This window comes from Sphingobacterium sp. ML3W (assembly GCF_000747525.1).
Taxonomy (GTDB): domain Bacteria; phylum Bacteroidota; class Bacteroidia; order Sphingobacteriales; family Sphingobacteriaceae; genus Sphingobacterium.
In genome coordinates, this window is sequence record NZ_CP009278.1 from 2101801 (window position 1) to 2116875 (window position 15075).

Genomic DNA, 15075 nt, shown 5'->3' on the forward strand with positions numbered 1-15075 from the left:
AAATTTTAATGCTAACTTACACAGTCATGGTTTCAAATTAATAAAATCAGACTCTTCATTTATTCAGAAGACTAAATTTGGGTGGAATAAGTCAGCGTAACTTTTTTAGTAATTGATAAAGTATTTATTTTTAGAACTTTGACTATCAGTGATGCCGCCAAACAAGTTAATCGAAAATATGGTTTTACAACTAGATAACAGGTTATGAAAAAAGTAATATCGATTATAGCCATAGCTTTTATGACCAGCTCAGCTATGGCTCAGTCAGACACATTGTATGTATACGGACCAGGAGGACCATTGTCTCCCATGAAGGAATGTGCGCAATTGTTCGCAATTAAAACCGGGATTCCGGTGAAAGTTGTGGGTGGGCCGGAAAGTAAGTGGCTGGCGATGGCAGAGCAGAATGCAGATCTGATATTCGGCGGATCCGAATACATGTTGACCCAATTCGATCAACAGCATCAGGGATTAATTGATTCCAAAGACCGTATATCGCTTTATCAAAGACGCGCTGCAATTTTGGTCAGACCAGGCAATCCCAAGCAAATAAAAAGTATAGCGGATCTGGCAAAACCTGGAATCCAAATCCTTGATGTGAACGGTGCCGGTCAATTGGGGTTGTGGGAAGATATAGTAGGCAAACAAAATCTCATTGCAAAAATTCAATCCCATATCGGACAGTCCTTTGCCAATACAGGGCTTGGCATCGAAGCTTGGAAAAAAGATTCTTCTTTTGATGCATGGATTACTTACGCGTCCTGGCATGAGAACCTCAAGAATGAAACTGAAATAGTTGAATTGTCATCGGAACTCCAGACCTATAGGGGAACGCCTATAGCACCGACCTTAAAGGGCGCTCATCAAACACAGGCGTTATCATTCATGAAGTTTCTTCAAAGTGATCCTGCGCACAAGGTTTTTAAAAAATGGGGTTGGCAATAGCCACTCCATGATTGATTTCTTATAAATGGTATTCTACACCGTTGTCAAAAGGTTGAACTTTACTAAAGCGGCAGCTGAGTTTTTTATTAGCCAGCCCGCTGTGACCAATTAGAGGAATTAACACTTGAAATGTTTATTGAAAATCAGGTCAAAATAGCAAATTTTTCTACTTTCAGAATACTCCTGAAATTGGGCGGAAATCATCTGATTGGAATTCTTTAGTTTTGCGTGTAGTTAGTTAAGGTAAGATTCAGATATATACATTAAACTTATAAATGCTGAATAATATTAATAAATTCATGTACAAACTTTGTTGGAAGATGGTCAATGTTAGTGATAACATAAATACGCTCATTTTAAACAAATAAGAGTATTAAAGTAAATTATCCTCATATTTAATCATGATAAACGAAAAAATTGCTGTAATTGGAGGGCTCGGAACGTTGTCTGGTGCAGACGTCCTATTTAAGCTTCTTAAGAATCCAAAAGTGCTTAAAAACCAAAAGGAATATGAATTTATTTTTGAACAACAACCTTATAGTCAGATAAATTCACCTCTATATCATGAGGACGATATTAAATCTAGGAAGTTTTATTCTTACAATTTATGTAAAAGTTTTGAGAGCAAATCAGTAAGTAAAATATTATTGCCATGTTTTGCCAGCCATACTTTTTTTGAAGAACTTCAAAAGGAAATTTCTATTCCAATTGTTAATATCTTTGATGCACTTTCACTGTATCTAAAATCTTCATTTGAAAAGAATGTTAAGATTGGTATTCTTACCTCTGATTATGTAAAAGAGAATCATATTCTTAAACGTTATTTCCAAGGATACGATTTGTTTTTTCCAACTGACCAGGAGCATATGATGGAAGCTGTTTATGGGGAAAATGGTATAAAGAAAGGATATTTCGATGGAATACCATTGGAATATGTTTATACAGCTTGTTCCGAGCTGATGGATAAGGGGTGTGAAGTTATTGTACCTTGTGTTTCCGAGCTTTCACTCGTTACGGAACAACTTTGGAAAAGAGGTGTCCCTATACTTGATGTTAACCAAATTTATGTAGATTATGCATTGGGAAATTTTACTAAGGATGTTTTAAAGCCCTTTAAGTTAGGTATTGTAGGAGGTGTTGGTCCTTCTGCGACGGTGGATTTTATGAATAAAATTATTATTAATACTGCAGCAAAGAGAGATCAAGATCATATTAAGATGATCATTGAACAAAATCCACAAATACCTGACCGCACAGCACATTTGATTCGAAAAGAGACAGATCCAACAATAGCTATGTTTTCTATTTGTAAGAAGTTAGAAGCTGCAGGTGTAGATGCAATTGCTATTCCTTGTAATACAGCACATGCATTTGTTAAGAGCATACAGGAGCATTTAACAGTTCCTATCATCAATATGCTTACCGTTACAGTTGAGTATATTAACAGGAATTTCGGATCAAATACGAAAGTAGGTCTTCTTGCAACAAGTGGTACAGTCCAGAGTAATGTATATTTAGATGTACTAAGTGAATTTGGTTTTGAAGTCATTATTCCGGATGAAGAACATCAAAAGTATGTAATGGAGAGTATCTATGGAGAACGGGGTGTAAAAGCTAATTTTACTGCTGGTATTTGTAAAGATAATATACTAAAAGCTGTAGATTTCATTATTCGAAAAGGAGCTGATGTTATTATATTAGGTTGTACAGAACTTCCGTTAATGTTTCCAGATGAATCGGAAATTGTTAATGAAGATAAAATCATACCTTTAGTCGATCCGACACTTGTGCTAGCAAAAAAAATCGTGAATTTATCTAAAGTTTAGATTTTTTTAATATCAATAAAATTTTAAATTGTTTTACTTGTAATGGTAAATTTCCCTCTTTGTGAAGTTTACCCACTAACCGAATTACTCACCATTTTTATATAAGTTTTAGCTGCAAATGCTTTTACTAAAATAAAAAATGTTGGTATCGAAGTACATAAATTCGATATAATTTTTTGTAGACATTCTTTAAAAGTACAATATTGCCTTTAATGCTAAAGTGCGTTAATTGTTTGTTTATCAACTAATTGAATTTTATTCTTTTAGAAGCTCGCAACCCTTATCTCAAATTTATTATGAGATTGATAATATTAATATTTCTTATTTACTTATCAAATCAGCTTTTTGCACGCATCACCCATTACATCAGTACCAAAAAAAAGAGAGATTTACTTTCTGTGCAGTAGCAAATCCTTCGGACTTGATCATATCTTCATAAATCTTGTCGATGCGGCCTCGAATGTTATCCAGGTTTTGATTAATGCTCAATACAGTAAACTCTGTACCGCAAGGTAAAAGTGGTACATTCATTACGTTGTATTATTTTTCAGCTCCATTCAGTCACCATTTTTTTTATTGTACCTTGCCAAAATGCCAGCCACTAGCAGTTTGGCAACATTGTGGGTTTAGTACTAGATCCAAAATGTATACTTTAAATTCTACCACTCTGCCCAGCCCCACACCATTAAGGGGAAGCATAAAGAAACACTCCATCCATTGACAAGTCTGGAAATTACAAAAATAATAGTCCTAAAATTTTGGGTACTATATACTTAAACAAAACGCAAAGAAATAATGAGTGATAAAAAAACAATTAATATTGGAATTGGGTTTGTTACTGGACGTGTACTTTTTCAAAATCTATTAAAAACATACATCAACAGTTGGCTTGAACACGGCTTGATTGAAAATAAAAAAGTGAGAATTCATGTTTTAGTATCATATGACTTGCGTTATAAAAACACCAATACCGATGATTTTAAAAAAGTACCACAGGAACTAAAAGACTTGGTAGATTCGATACATTTCTATGGTGTAAACGAAGTAAACAGGGAGATTGATCTATTGGTTGAAGCAGATAATATGATTAATACTGAAGATTGTCATTTGCTTTTTGGAGAAGGTTTTGCAAAAAAAAGAAACATTATAACCTACTTTGCTATAAAACTAAAAATGGATAAACTGCTTTTCATTGATGACGATGAATATCCATTAGCTACCTACCAAAATGATAATGATAAATTATTGTGGATGGGTCAGAGCATTTTAAGTACACATTTGAAATTTAATGATGATGCTGATATTACCCATGGATTACATTGCGGATATATTTCCCCTATTCCTTATTTGGAATTTAATGATATTCTTACTGAAAATGATTTTCAATTGTTTATTGAAGCATTGAGCAACGATATTATTACTTGGGACAAAATGAAACAAATCATTATAAATCAAAAAGGGGTAACTTATGCTGATGAAACTATTTTGAATCACTTCCGTCCTAAATAAATTTTAGGCGCGTGTTTCCCTTGAAACAGTATCTATTTTTAGATAATTTCAATTTTGACCCTATTTTTTAGTCTGAGAATATCTGTAGCTGTCCATTTTTACCCTTAACTGGTGGCCTGATAAAAGGATCATCTATCCATTGCCATATATTTATTTTCACGAATATATTCATCCTGATAAACCCGACCAAGTTAGACAGATTCCAATCGTATTTAGCCTTCTTCTGAAGGTATTTGAGCAGTAATATTCCAATCAACGAAGTCCATATTTGGATCATGACCGCATTTTCAGAAGTACCCACAAAAGATGATATTTTTAAGCGTTGCTTCAGATGCTTGAAGAAAATCTCGATCTGCCATCGCTGTTTATAAATGTTAGCTACTAGTGATGCCTTCCATTGGATATTATTTGTCAGAAAGTGGTACTGGTTGTCTGTGCTGCTGTCCCAAAAGTGAATCAAGCGTAATGGTTTAGAGTTGTATCTATCTGCTGATGGACCAGAAAGCTCAATGATCTCATCTTTAATGATTCCCTTTTCAAGGAGTGCTTCACTCTGGTATGACTTGATAACGTTGTACTTCATGTTAGTTTTACTCCTGGTAACAAAATAACAACCTCTGCTGTCCAAATCCCCGAGCCAGTTGTAATCCACATAACCTCTATCCACCACTACAACGCTTCCTTTGGAAAAACTATAGCTACCCGCACGCTGGCTTTCATGAACTTTCCCGTCTGTAATCTGCATGAAAACAGGAAGACATCCATCATAATCCAGCACAGTGTGCAGTTTTACAGCACCTTTGGTGCTTCTAAATTTAGCCCAGTCAAATACAGATAAACATAAAGGGATGATACTGGCATCCATCAGATAAACCTTGCGCTTTAATTGCGTTAGATCTTTGCGCAAATGGGTATCCTTTTGCCATAGCTTATCTAATAGCGAAAAGTACAGATCTTTAAAGAGTTCATGGGTGCGGTGCTTGTTGATATAGGAAATATTGGACTTGCTGGGTGCTCTACCAACACCTAAATGGTTCAAATTACCAGTCGTACTACGTAAGCCATTACTGATATCACGAACTGAATCTGCAGAAGAAAAATGGCAAAACAACATGCTAGCAAGATGCGTCCAGCTGTTGATCCCTTTACAATGTTTGTCACTCTTGTGCTTAGCAACCAAAACCTTGAATAATTCGCGGTCGATAAGTGATAAAATCTGACTAAAAACGTTTAAATTTACCATGGCGGTGTGTTAAAATTTGACGATTTAAATATAGCAACTTTGCTATAGCAAAACACCGCCACTTTTTTCAACGTTTAGGACGCTACTGATTTTGAATAATTCCACTGCTTACGAAGTAAGTGAAACTAATGGAATGAAATTTATTTCTGGAGCTAATCTCTGTTTTAATTTAAAAAACTACCAGAAGTTTCCACCATTTTATAACCCTCCCGGAGCAAGAGGTGAAGATACTTTTATGAGTACAGCATTAACGGATTTAAAAGTTGTAAAAGTTCCATGTTATGCGTTTCACGATGGATTTTCAATGTATAAAAGAATATTAAATGGTGTATTACCGGTGGCTCTGTTACCTATAGAAAATACAAGTAATGAAATACTAATGCGATTTGTAAATGCTACAATCGGTTGGATAAGATATAAGCCATTGTTGGTTTACATAATAGATAATGAAAATTTTGAAGCGACAATGCATACAATCGAAGAAAATCTAAAACTTACTATACCAAAACTTTGTGTTTATTTTAAAACAGAAGATTTTCACAAAATATTAGTTGAATTTGAAAAATACAGAAAAAATGTAAAAAAACATTTTAATGATTTTGAAAAAACTAAAACCACTTGGACAAGGTTGCTTAAAAATTGTATGTAGCAACATAATTGTCAAAGGTCTGCTTGAAATAACAGTTTGGTAAAAAAGCAGTTTTCGTGCCAAATTAAAATAGATTTATTTGAACTTCTTTAGTTTAGCTGAAAGTTTTGAATCCAAAGCATTGGAACATTAGTGATAAGTTTAACCAACCACTTATCAAAGAATAAATACAAATTAAGATGATGTAATCTTACACTAACTAGCTACAACCAAAACTAAAAAATTCCAATCAGATTTGCTATTGTTTTCCTGTTGGAGTTAATTGCCCCAATGACGAATGTTGTCTTATATTATTGTACATCCAAACCCCTGGTAGATTACAGCAAACAGAAGTTAATATATTTAGTTTACTTATTTATGTTTGGATATTGAATAGGGATGGACATAAAATGTTAAGATCAAAGAAAAAATAATACTGAAAGCGGGAAACACTCCGAATCCACCATCTTGATTGCTCTTCCATTAGGAATAAGATGGTTATTAATTACGGATTTATATAGTATAAATTTTTGCGAACATAATTGAAAGTCAAAATAAATATTTACGGTAAACCGTAATAGAATAAAAGGAGTAGGGTACTCTAATTTTTAAAATATTGAATATCAATCGAGCTAAAAATAATAGTAAAATTTTACTAATATATTTAGTTTTATTATGTATCTTTGGATATTGAATCAGGGAAGGCACGCTCCAAGATAACTGGTTGCTCAACATTCTGGCGTGCCCGACCTGTTCAATATTGTTAATTCAAAATAGGGTGGTAGTAGGCTGCGGGTGGTTGTTAAAGTAAAAGCAGTCTAGAAGAACTACCTGTTGGAAATAGGCGAAAAGATAAATAATTATTGCGATGTATGTACCATTGACTATCGAAATCTTGAAGGATCTTAAAAGTAAAGGATTCAATATCCTAAAATCCGATAACAGTGTGGACGACGTAATCCAACATTTTGTTCCGACAAAAGTAAACGACTTATGGGAGTTTATGAATGAGTTCAAAAAGGAGTCAGCGACAGTAGTAATCGAGCAGATCCTAGATGTACCCGAAGAAGTGTTAGAAGGAAAATTCCTGAGAGTTTTCTAATTGATGATCGATTAAATTAAAACGACGAAAGATGAAGTTAAAGCAAATACACCAAGAATATATACTCATGCATCCTACAGCTGTAAAAACAGGCAAGAGCAGAGCACAGTTATCCTTTAGACAGATTGCAGGCATCCGTGAGTCTGCCTTTAGCATCTCCCAATTGTTCACGCTAGAGGATGGTGAGCATATCATTAAACAGGGCTTCGCCCGATGGCCAGATATGATAGCAGGGGAGTTGGCGCTGCTCAAGAAAAGATTGGTAGATTAAGTTCAATAACAATACAAATCCTATTCAGAATTTCCGGCTATTTTTACACTCTGGAAACCATCAAGTAGTCAAGAAAGTTCAATGTTAATGATATTGTTTTTTTTGTAAATTAGGTCTTGATAAAAACAACTTTGGCAATTCATAATGGATATATTTATAGAAACAGATCGCTTAGTTTTAAGAGAATTAGACTATTCTGACGAAAATGATTTGTTTGAAATGGACTCTGACCCCGAAGTTCATTTATATATTGAAAATAGTCCCGTTAAATCTATTGTCGAAATAAGGAAAGTGATTGAAATGCTAAAACAGCAATATGTGGAAAATGGGATTTCTCGTTGGGGTGTTGTTGAACAAATAACTAACGAATGTATTGGTTGGGCTGGGCTAAAATATTTTAGAGAACCCTTGAATAACCACGTTAATTTCTATGAGCTTGGTTATAGGTTTAAAAGAAAACATTGGGGCAAAGGTTTTGCGACCGAAGCGTCAACCGCAATACTGAATTATGGGTTTAAAAACCTCAATGCTGATAAAATTTATGCAATAACCGACCCGAAAAATGTAAATTCAAAAAAGGTGTTAACGAAATTAGGCTTTGACTTGCAAGAAACTTTTGATTATGAAGGCAACCTGACAGATTGGTTTGAATTGAAAAGAGCTAGTTGGGAGAATAAAAGTTAATTCTGCTAATTAATATATGAGAAGGTTACAAAGGGAGTGTATCAGACTTTATTGGCATCCAATAGCATATTGTTATATATTAAAAGGGTCTAATTCTCATTAGACCCTTTATCTTGGCGTTCAACCGCACAGTAATTTTTTGTTTCTTATCGTTTCCTCTTTTTTGTTTCATCATCCAACGATTTTACATGCTGTCGGATTTATTACTGTACTACGTCATTTATCCTTTTCACTTTCGTACTGAAAGTATGTTTGTTACTGTTTTGTATAATAAGAACACCCGTCGGCTAAAATAGTTCAAAAAAATTTAAAATAGGTTCACCTCTTTATTTCCTCCATTCACCGAATTTTTTGTTGAGTTTGTCTAATTGCCATAGGGTAGGTATGGATTACACCCTACTTTTGAGTCAACAATTAGAAACAATACTAACATTATAAAAATAAAGACATTATGAAAACTTTAGCAAAAACATTCACAGCAGCAGCCTTGATTGCAGTATCTACCTTCACTGTGGCAGCAGGCAAACCAGTAGTAAGCAATACAAAAAATGCAGTAGTCAATCTATCTACAGCAGACCTCGCCATCGACCATTATGTTGCCGTAATGACAGCAGGGCTGTCAGCAGGAGTAGAGCAATTGTTCGCAGCAGATTTTAATCAAAAAATAAAGGCGTCGGACGATAAGACAAATAGCCGTTCAGAAGTTATTTCATTCTTGAAAAGACAAAGAGGAGAGCAGTTGAACTGTAAAACGAGTACAACCATATTAGAGGAGTCCAGCGATTATATGGTGGCTAAAGTGACTAAACAATTTGAAGGATTTACTAAAACCGATCTTGTGACCTTAGTCAATGACGGCGAAACGTGGAAAGTAACGCAATCGATCAATACCTATAAGTAATCAACTTTAATCATACGTTTAGTGAAGGCCATGTCGTGAGATGTGGCTTTTTTTTAACCTCACAGGGTAGAAAATAGAAAGGTAATTCCATATTCTGTTGCAAATCTGATATTCTTTGCATACCATCCTAGAAGGGGCAAGAAATCTCTAAAAAAATATTACAATAGTATAAAGGATATCTCCAGGGTAACAGATTTATTGAGGTTTCAGCGTAAAAATAATACTCTGCTAAACCGTGAGTTTACAATAAAATGATATATTTGAGCCATTATATTATTAATACCTGAGTATACTACCTAACCAAAGAAATATTTTATATCAAAAATTACGTTGAGACAAACAAATATGTAGTAGTTTATGTTTGTTTGATATTGTTTAACTAAGGTTTAGACCCTTGTAACTAAAATTATTATGAAAAACAAGAAGTTAAATTACGTAGCGCCAAAACTATCCGTTGAGGCAGTGCTGCTAGAGCAAGGCATTGCCGCAGGTTCGGCAGGTCTAGTCCCTGGAGGACCGGCTGGTTCCAACAATCCTGGAGTGGACGATTTGGATACTGAAACCTCTTCAAAAGACCTCAATTTTTAAGGATGTACAACAGGACTACAATGATAAAAAGAAAAGGAGCAAGGTCCTCTTTTTTTGTAGCGCTGATCATGATTTTGACCATTTTTTCAAACTGTTCCAATAAAGAAGAGTTAGCGGTTTCACCTGATGGGAATCAAGTAAAATTGGTTGTCCAAGTAGCAGGTATTGCTGATGGTGAAGCCATCGCAACGACAAAAATGAAAGCGACAAACAGTATTAGTCAAAACGCTACTGTTCCACAGCAGATAAAATTTAAAGATTACAAAGGCGTTGTCAATTCGACTGAAGCATCGATGCATGATACCCAGCAATTGGTGTTAAATAATATCGGGACCAATAGCAATCTGAGTGTCGCTAGAAGTGCTAAGCGTGCCGGAGTTATGGTCAACGGTATTAAGTATCGTATCTTACTGTATAAAAAGTCTGACGGATCTTTCGTTAATTCTGTGGAGGCTACAGCAGGTCAAAGTCTTGAAATTGAAGTTACTCTCGGAGAACAGTACCAGTGGTACGCCTATTCCTACAATACCGAAGCAAGTATTGCAGCACCAACCAGTACAGCAACTCCAACAGTGGAAACCCCTATTGATAAGGAACTATTATATGCTTCCGGAGATGTCACTGTGAGTGCTGTAAGTACCGCGCTTCCTATCACTTTTGCACATAAACTCGCACAGGTTTTAGTAGAAGTCAATACCGAGCAATTGGGCGGTAATATTGCGACAATAGATGCCAGTTTTATTTCAGATAGCTATTTCAACAAAGGGACATTTAATCTTAAGAGTGGTTCAACAAGTGCTATTGAGTCTTACACGACCGGTCCTTTGGTATTCACTGACCTTGTAGCAGGATCCAGTAGTATCAAGGTTGCGCGGTTTTATACGGCAGATCCAGCTAATTTGAGCCAATTTTCGGTCAAAATCAACGCTTTGACTTTCCGACAAACCGCTGGTGGTATTGTTGAGTTAGTTAATCCATTGACCCCTGCTACTATCGCATTTGGACCATATACGCCAGCATTAGGAAAAGTATTGCGAGGAGAACTTAGGTTAAGTAAACCGCTTTCACCCCTAAAAATAGTTCATGCGGGTCAAATATACTTTGGTACTTCTGGTGGGATGCTTGCATCTTATAATTTATTGAAGGATTGGCGTAATTTTGGAATTGCAACAACAAGTCTAGTGAAAACCGATGGGTTTGAACATGTCAATTTGCTGAACGCAGGAGCACTTGCAACGAATTTGAATGCAGCTGAAAAACCTGATATCGTTATACTTGCTTCTGATGATAGATATGCAAATGCGGCTGACTATACCGCATTATTGACTTATTTACAAGAGGGTGGAGTTGTACTTTTAATGATGGAACCAAGATTATTTGATCAGCCATATTTGCAAAGTTTTTTTAATGGAGTTTTCAATAATTCACCTATTGTTCTAAACGAAGTTTATACGGATGGAGATGTTCATCAATTGTCCAGTACTAATGACGAAATTTTGAATGGCGTATTTGGAGATGTAAGAGGTAAGTATTGGGGGTCAAGTACGCAATTTGCGCTGGGTTTAACAGGTATTCCAGCTGGTGCTGTTACGAGCTATTCAACAGGTGCACCAGTCAATAGTACAGTTGTGGTACCTGGGGTAACCATGTTCAAGCATAATAGCCTGAATCTTTTTTGGGTAAGCGATATAAGTTTTCTAGGGAATGACTTACAAAGTGGAACTCCCAGCGTAAATTACTATCCTTTTGCAACGAATGCACAAAATTTCCCGGTAATAAGACCTTTCGGTATGGCTGGGAATGGACATACAGCAGGGAGTATGGCTGTTAATAATTCGATTGTTTTTGCCAATTTAATGGCTTGGGCGATAGAAAGAGCTACCTTAAATGGAATCAATACACCTTAATTATTATTCAATCTTATATAGCCATTTGCATCTTGAAGTGCACCCAAAAGTTTGGATAAAGTTAATTTAAAAATTTTAAGCGACAAGGGCTCGGTACTTTACCGGGCCCTTTGCGCTTTATTTGAGTTTTATTCTCTTATTATTGTAATCTTCAATGTCCTCTTTAAGCTCATCTATCGAAGTATATTTTTTAGTGTAGAACAATTCTAACTTTAATATGCCGAAGAAATAATTTACAAGCAAACTCATCGGCGACGAGGAGTGTACCCAGTTTTATTGAACAAGGTTTGCAATCATTACTAGTGACCCTTTATGGATATTTTAATTTCATTACCTGTTTGTAGGCCGCTAATACCTCCACCTAGATATCTGACCGTGTATTGTCCAGATTTAAGGGAATAGTTTTTTGCAAGGTCGAATACTGTCCTTACACTATCATGTGGAGGTACTTGAATATAGCTTTCCGCAGGAGGGGGCATTACTCGTCTGGCCATTGCTCCCGTAAATTGCGCTTCGTTCCCTTGTTGGTCAATAATCTCCATATATTTCCCTAACCTGGGCTCAAAGGGTGTTTCCCATTTGCAAAATTGTTGGGCCGTATCAGCATTGTTTATTACAGTGAAAGATAATTGTACAGAGTCGGCGGTGACATTATTGGCTACCGTTCTTAAATGCGTTTCAAGTTTGGGGGCCTCCGAGGCTGTTTGTTTAGCTTCATTTGTAGCGGATATTGGTTTTTGGTTTTGACAGCTGACAGAAATAGTAGCTGCAATAAATATTACTAAATAGAATTGACGAATCATATTTTTTTGAGTATAGGTTATTTAATTAGTATAATTTTTCTAGTTTGTTAAAATCAGTTTGTGTCCGATAGGGGCGGTAGACATTATTTACTTGATCGAAATCCGTGATACTTCAATCAATTCAGGACCATCTTCCAATGTCCGGGAACTTTTTTACCTATAAGCGAGACTGATTTATTTACATAGTCATTTAACTGTACGTTTGAACTTTTCAAAACGTATGTTTTGTTCTCCGCCTTTATCACATGTGTTCATATTGAAAGGTAGTCATTCTAATGGTGTTATTATTCCTGTCAAGCTGACTGAGGTAATATCCGTAGTATCTTTCATGCTGCTACAGCTTGATAATAAGCCAATGAGAATTGAAAATATCAATATCTTTTTCATAATTTATTAAACGATAAAAACCACTCTTATGCTACATCATAGGTAAATGATATTGGAAATATATATCGAGTTTGTTGCTTAGATGGTTAAGTTCAACATACCAGTACTTTAGCACCAAGTCTAGTTTTCCAAAACTGAGTAACCAGATCATTTCCTGTCTCTTTCTTAAATTGTATAGAGAGCGTTCTTTCTGGGATGTTAACATAACCGTTTCTATTACTCGTTCTCGTGCCCTTTATTCGCATTGGCTTTACCATGTGGAATCATGATGCCTTCCCAATTTTGTGCTGGATTGCGAAGTTGCAGCATCATTTTGGGTCAACCATAAAACTGATATTAATCTTACTTTCACCCAAAGTAGTTTCATTGAAAACTCCGCACAGAAAATTGAAGACATGACCTCCTCCCAAAAAACTGCTTTATTTCAATATTTTTAAGGCTTCTAATCCTGCACTCACCAAATTACTTACCACTTTTATTTACGTTTTAACTGTAAATGCTTTTACTTAAGTAAGAGAAAATGCCGCTATCTAAGCAGGTAAGTTCGACATAGTATTGTATAGGTTTTTTAAGTTAATGTTAAAGTGTGTTAACCTTTTTGTAGTCAACTCATTGATTGTTAGTTTTGAAGAACTCACAGCTTTAACCACACCTGTATTATGAGATTGATAATATTAATATTTCTTGTTTACTTTTCAAATCAGCTTTTTGCACAACAGGTAATCGGGTTAGTGGTTGACGAAAAGACAAAAAAACCTATTATGAACGCAAGAGTAACGACATCTTCTTACGGCACATTTACTACTGCAACAGGAGATTTTAGTCTGAATAATGTTCATTTTGGAGATACCGTAACAGTTAACCTTATGGGATACGAATCTTATTATTTCAGGTCAGTAGCGTCCTAAACGTTGAAAAAAGTGGCGGTGTTTTGCTATAGCAAAGTTGCTATATTTAAATCGTCAAATTTTAACACACCGCCATGGTAAATTTAAACGTTTTTAGTCAGATTTTATCACTTATCGACCGCGAATTATTCAAGGTTTTGGTTGCTAAGCACAAGAGTGACAAACATTGTAAAGGGATCAACAGCTGGACGCATCTTGCTAGCATGTTGTTTTGCCATTTTTCTTCTGCAGATTCAGTTCGTGATATCAGTAATGGCTTACGTAGTACGACTGGTAATTTGAACCATTTAGGTGTTGGTAGAGCACCCAGCAAGTCCAATATTTCCTATATCAACAAGCACCGCACCCATGAACTCTTTAAAGATCTGTACTTTTCGCTATTAGATAAGCTATGGCAAAAGGATACCCATTTGCGCAAAGATCTAACGCAATTAAAGCGCAAGGTTTATCTGATGGATGCCAGTATCATCCCTTTATGTTTATCTGTATTTGACTGGGCTAAATTTAGAAGCACCAAAGGTGCTGTAAAACTGCACACTGTGCTGGATTATGATGGATGTCTTCCTGTTTTCATGCAGATTACAGACGGGAAAGTTCATGAAAGCCAGCGTGCGGGTAGCTATAGTTTTTCCAAAGGAAGCGTTGTAGTGGTGGATAGAGGTTATGTGGATTACAACTGGCTCGGGGATTTGGACAGCAGAGGTTGTTATTTTGTTACCAGGAGTAAAACTAACATGAAGTACAACGTTATCAAGTCATACCAGAGTGAAGCACTCCTTGAAAAGGGAATCATTAAAGATGAGATCATTGAGCTTTCTGGTCCATCAGCAGATAGATACAACTCTAAACCATTACGCTTGATTCACTTTTGGGACAGCAGCACAGACAACCAGTACCACTTTCTGACAAATAATATCCAATGGAAGGCATCACTAGTAGCTAACATTTATAAACAGCGATGGCAGATCGAGATTTTCTTCAAGCATCTGAAGCAACGCTTAAAAATATCATCTTTTGTGGGTACTTCTGAAAATGCGGTCATGATCCAAATATGGACTTCGTTGATTGGAATATTACTGCTCAAATACCTTCAGAAGAAGGCTAAATACGATTGGAATCTGTCTAACTTGGTCGGGTTTATCAGGATGAATATATTCGTGAAAATAAATATATGGCAATGGATAGATGATCCTTTTATCAGGCCACCAGTTAAGGGTAAAAATGGACAGCTACAGATATTCTCAGACTAAAAAATAGGGTCAAAATTGAAATTATCTAAAAATAGATACTGTTTCAAGGGAAACACGCGCCTAAAATTTATTTAGGACGGAAGTGAATTGTAATTACCTATTTTTAGTATTTTAGGAACTATA

At 35.6% G+C, this 15075-nt stretch carries 17 protein-coding genes; 13 read left to right on the forward strand and 4 right to left on the reverse strand.

Annotated features, from left to right (window positions below; all coding sequences use genetic code 11):
• Nucleotides 1–204 precede the first annotated feature (204 nt).
• The 3 genes from KO02_RS09045 (at nucleotide 205) to KO02_RS09050 (ending at nucleotide 2771) form a co-directional block, all read left to right on the forward strand.
• Nucleotides 205–945 carry a substrate-binding domain-containing protein gene (locus KO02_RS09045; protein WP_038697686.1) on the forward strand — a complete coding sequence of 247 codons (741 nt, stop codon included), beginning with the start codon at nucleotides 205–207 and terminating at the stop codon, nucleotides 943–945.
• A gap of 25 nt (nucleotides 946–970) precedes the next feature.
• Nucleotides 971–1057, forward strand: a complete 87-nt coding sequence (locus tag KO02_RS24350; protein ID WP_410528212.1) for a LysR family transcriptional regulator — start codon at nucleotides 971–973, stop codon at nucleotides 1055–1057.
• A gap of 289 nt (nucleotides 1058–1346) precedes the next feature.
• Nucleotides 1347–2771, forward strand: coding sequence for an amino acid racemase (locus KO02_RS09050; protein ID WP_038697688.1), 1425 nt, complete (start codon nucleotides 1347–1349; stop codon nucleotides 2769–2771).
• A 366-nt stretch (nucleotides 2772–3137) separates the two neighbouring features.
• Here the strand turns inward: KO02_RS09050 and KO02_RS23540 are convergent, their stop codons facing one another.
• Nucleotides 3138–3302, reverse strand: a complete 165-nt coding sequence (locus KO02_RS23540) for a hypothetical protein (protein ID WP_235212373.1) — start codon at nucleotides 3300–3302, stop codon at nucleotides 3138–3140.
• Between the two features lie 264 nt (nucleotides 3303–3566).
• Between KO02_RS23540 and KO02_RS09055 the strand changes: the two genes are divergently transcribed.
• Nucleotides 3567–4280 carry a hypothetical protein gene (locus KO02_RS09055; protein WP_051959834.1) on the forward strand — a complete coding sequence of 238 codons (714 nt, stop codon included), beginning with the start codon at nucleotides 3567–3569 and terminating at the stop codon, nucleotides 4278–4280.
• A 67-nt stretch (nucleotides 4281–4347) separates the two neighbouring features.
• On the opposite strand, the gene KO02_RS09060 is transcribed toward KO02_RS09055, so the two are convergent.
• Nucleotides 4348–5523: an IS4 family transposase gene (locus tag KO02_RS09060; protein ID WP_038694773.1), complete on the reverse strand. Its 1176-nt coding sequence runs from the start codon at nucleotides 5521–5523 to the stop codon at nucleotides 4348–4350.
• 133 nt (nucleotides 5524–5656) lie between these two features.
• Between KO02_RS09060 and KO02_RS09065 the strand changes: the two genes are divergently transcribed.
• The 7 genes from KO02_RS09065 to KO02_RS09090 all read left to right on the forward strand — a co-directional run bounded on the left by KO02_RS09065 (nucleotide 5657) and on the right by KO02_RS09090 (nucleotide 11604).
• On the forward strand, nucleotides 5657–6172 hold the full coding sequence (locus KO02_RS09065; protein WP_144243285.1) for a hypothetical protein: 516 nt from the start codon (nucleotides 5657–5659) through the stop codon (nucleotides 6170–6172).
• An 847-nt stretch (nucleotides 6173–7019) separates the two neighbouring features.
• Nucleotides 7020–7253, forward strand: coding sequence for a hypothetical protein (locus KO02_RS09070; RefSeq protein WP_038697690.1), 234 nt, complete (start codon nucleotides 7020–7022; stop codon nucleotides 7251–7253).
• 31 nt (nucleotides 7254–7284) lie between these two features.
• Nucleotides 7285–7524, forward strand: coding sequence for a hypothetical protein (locus KO02_RS09075; RefSeq protein WP_038697692.1), 240 nt, complete (start codon nucleotides 7285–7287; stop codon nucleotides 7522–7524).
• Nucleotides 7525–7668: 144 nt separating this feature from the next.
• A complete protein-coding gene (locus KO02_RS09080) occupies nucleotides 7669–8208 on the forward strand; it encodes a GNAT family N-acetyltransferase (protein ID WP_038697694.1) in 540 nt (179 codons plus the stop codon).
• 451 nt (nucleotides 8209–8659) lie between these two features.
• Nucleotides 8660–9109 (forward strand): nuclear transport factor 2 family protein, encoded by a 450-nt coding sequence (locus KO02_RS09085; RefSeq protein WP_038697696.1) that lies wholly within the window; start codon nucleotides 8660–8662, stop codon nucleotides 9107–9109.
• A 411-nt stretch (nucleotides 9110–9520) separates the two neighbouring features.
• Complete coding sequence (locus tag KO02_RS23235; protein WP_235212374.1) at nucleotides 9521–9697, forward strand: hypothetical protein; 177 nt, start codon at nucleotides 9521–9523, stop codon at nucleotides 9695–9697.
• A gap of 20 nt (nucleotides 9698–9717) precedes the next feature.
• Nucleotides 9718–11604: a fimbrillin family protein gene (locus KO02_RS09090; RefSeq protein WP_144243286.1), complete on the forward strand. Its 1887-nt coding sequence runs from the start codon at nucleotides 9718–9720 to the stop codon at nucleotides 11602–11604.
• A gap of 117 nt (nucleotides 11605–11721) precedes the next feature.
• On the opposite strand, the gene KO02_RS24355 is transcribed toward KO02_RS09090, so the two are convergent.
• Nucleotides 11722–11853, reverse strand: a complete 132-nt coding sequence (locus tag KO02_RS24355) for an IS3 family transposase (protein ID WP_081918336.1) — start codon at nucleotides 11851–11853, stop codon at nucleotides 11722–11724.
• Between the two features lie 50 nt (nucleotides 11854–11903).
• Entirely contained in the window at nucleotides 11904–12407 is a 504-nt protein-coding gene (locus KO02_RS09095; RefSeq protein ID WP_051959836.1) for a hypothetical protein, read from the reverse strand.
• A gap of 1148 nt (nucleotides 12408–13555) precedes the next feature.
• Here KO02_RS09095 and KO02_RS23760 point away from each other — a divergent pair.
• Both KO02_RS23760 and KO02_RS09105 read left to right on the forward strand, forming a co-directional pair.
• On the forward strand, nucleotides 13556–13702 hold the full coding sequence (locus KO02_RS23760; RefSeq protein ID WP_158500277.1) for a hypothetical protein: 147 nt from the start codon (nucleotides 13556–13558) through the stop codon (nucleotides 13700–13702).
• 74 nt (nucleotides 13703–13776) lie between these two features.
• The gene (locus tag KO02_RS09105) at nucleotides 13777–14952 is read left to right on the forward strand and encodes an IS4 family transposase (RefSeq protein ID WP_038694773.1); all 1176 of its coding nucleotides are present in this window, start codon (nucleotides 13777–13779) and stop codon (nucleotides 14950–14952) included.
• Nucleotides 14953–15075 lie beyond the last annotated feature (123 nt).

What these genes read in the sequence shown, in the direction of transcription:
- KO02_RS09045 (WP_038697686.1), top strand. Translation starts at nt 205, where the DNA reads ATGAAAAAAGTAATATCGATTATAGCCATAGCTTTTATGACCAGCTCA.
- KO02_RS24350 (WP_410528212.1), top strand. Translation starts at nt 971, where the DNA reads ATGGTATTCTACACCGTTGTCAAAAGGTTGAACTTTACTAAAGCGGCA.
- KO02_RS09050 (WP_038697688.1), top strand. Translation starts at nt 1,347, where the DNA reads ATGATAAACGAAAAAATTGCTGTAATTGGAGGGCTCGGAACGTTGTCT.
- KO02_RS23540 (WP_235212373.1), bottom strand. Translation starts at nt 3,302, where the DNA reads ATGAATGTACCACTTTTACCTTGCGGTACAGAGTTTACTGTATTGAGC.
- KO02_RS09055 (WP_051959834.1), top strand. Translation starts at nt 3,567, where the DNA reads ATGAGTGATAAAAAAACAATTAATATTGGAATTGGGTTTGTTACTGGA.
- KO02_RS09060 (WP_038694773.1), bottom strand. Translation starts at nt 5,523, where the DNA reads ATGGTAAATTTAAACGTTTTTAGTCAGATTTTATCACTTATCGACCGC.
- KO02_RS09065 (WP_144243285.1), top strand. Translation starts at nt 5,657, where the DNA reads ATGAAATTTATTTCTGGAGCTAATCTCTGTTTTAATTTAAAAAACTAC.
- KO02_RS09070 (WP_038697690.1), top strand. Translation starts at nt 7,020, where the DNA reads ATGTATGTACCATTGACTATCGAAATCTTGAAGGATCTTAAAAGTAAA.
- KO02_RS09075 (WP_038697692.1), top strand. Translation starts at nt 7,285, where the DNA reads ATGAAGTTAAAGCAAATACACCAAGAATATATACTCATGCATCCTACA.
- KO02_RS09080 (WP_038697694.1), top strand. Translation starts at nt 7,669, where the DNA reads ATGGATATATTTATAGAAACAGATCGCTTAGTTTTAAGAGAATTAGAC.
- KO02_RS09085 (WP_038697696.1), top strand. Translation starts at nt 8,660, where the DNA reads ATGAAAACTTTAGCAAAAACATTCACAGCAGCAGCCTTGATTGCAGTA.
- KO02_RS23235 (WP_235212374.1), top strand. Translation starts at nt 9,521, where the DNA reads ATGAAAAACAAGAAGTTAAATTACGTAGCGCCAAAACTATCCGTTGAG.
- KO02_RS09090 (WP_144243286.1), top strand. Translation starts at nt 9,718, where the DNA reads ATGATAAAAAGAAAAGGAGCAAGGTCCTCTTTTTTTGTAGCGCTGATC.
- KO02_RS24355 (WP_081918336.1), bottom strand. Translation starts at nt 11,853, where the DNA reads ATGAGTTTGCTTGTAAATTATTTCTTCGGCATATTAAAGTTAGAATTG.
- KO02_RS09095 (WP_051959836.1), bottom strand. Translation starts at nt 12,407, where the DNA reads ATGATTCGTCAATTCTATTTAGTAATATTTATTGCAGCTACTATTTCT.
- KO02_RS23760 (WP_158500277.1), top strand. Translation starts at nt 13,556, where the DNA reads ATGAACGCAAGAGTAACGACATCTTCTTACGGCACATTTACTACTGCA.
- KO02_RS09105 (WP_038694773.1), top strand. Translation starts at nt 13,777, where the DNA reads ATGGTAAATTTAAACGTTTTTAGTCAGATTTTATCACTTATCGACCGC.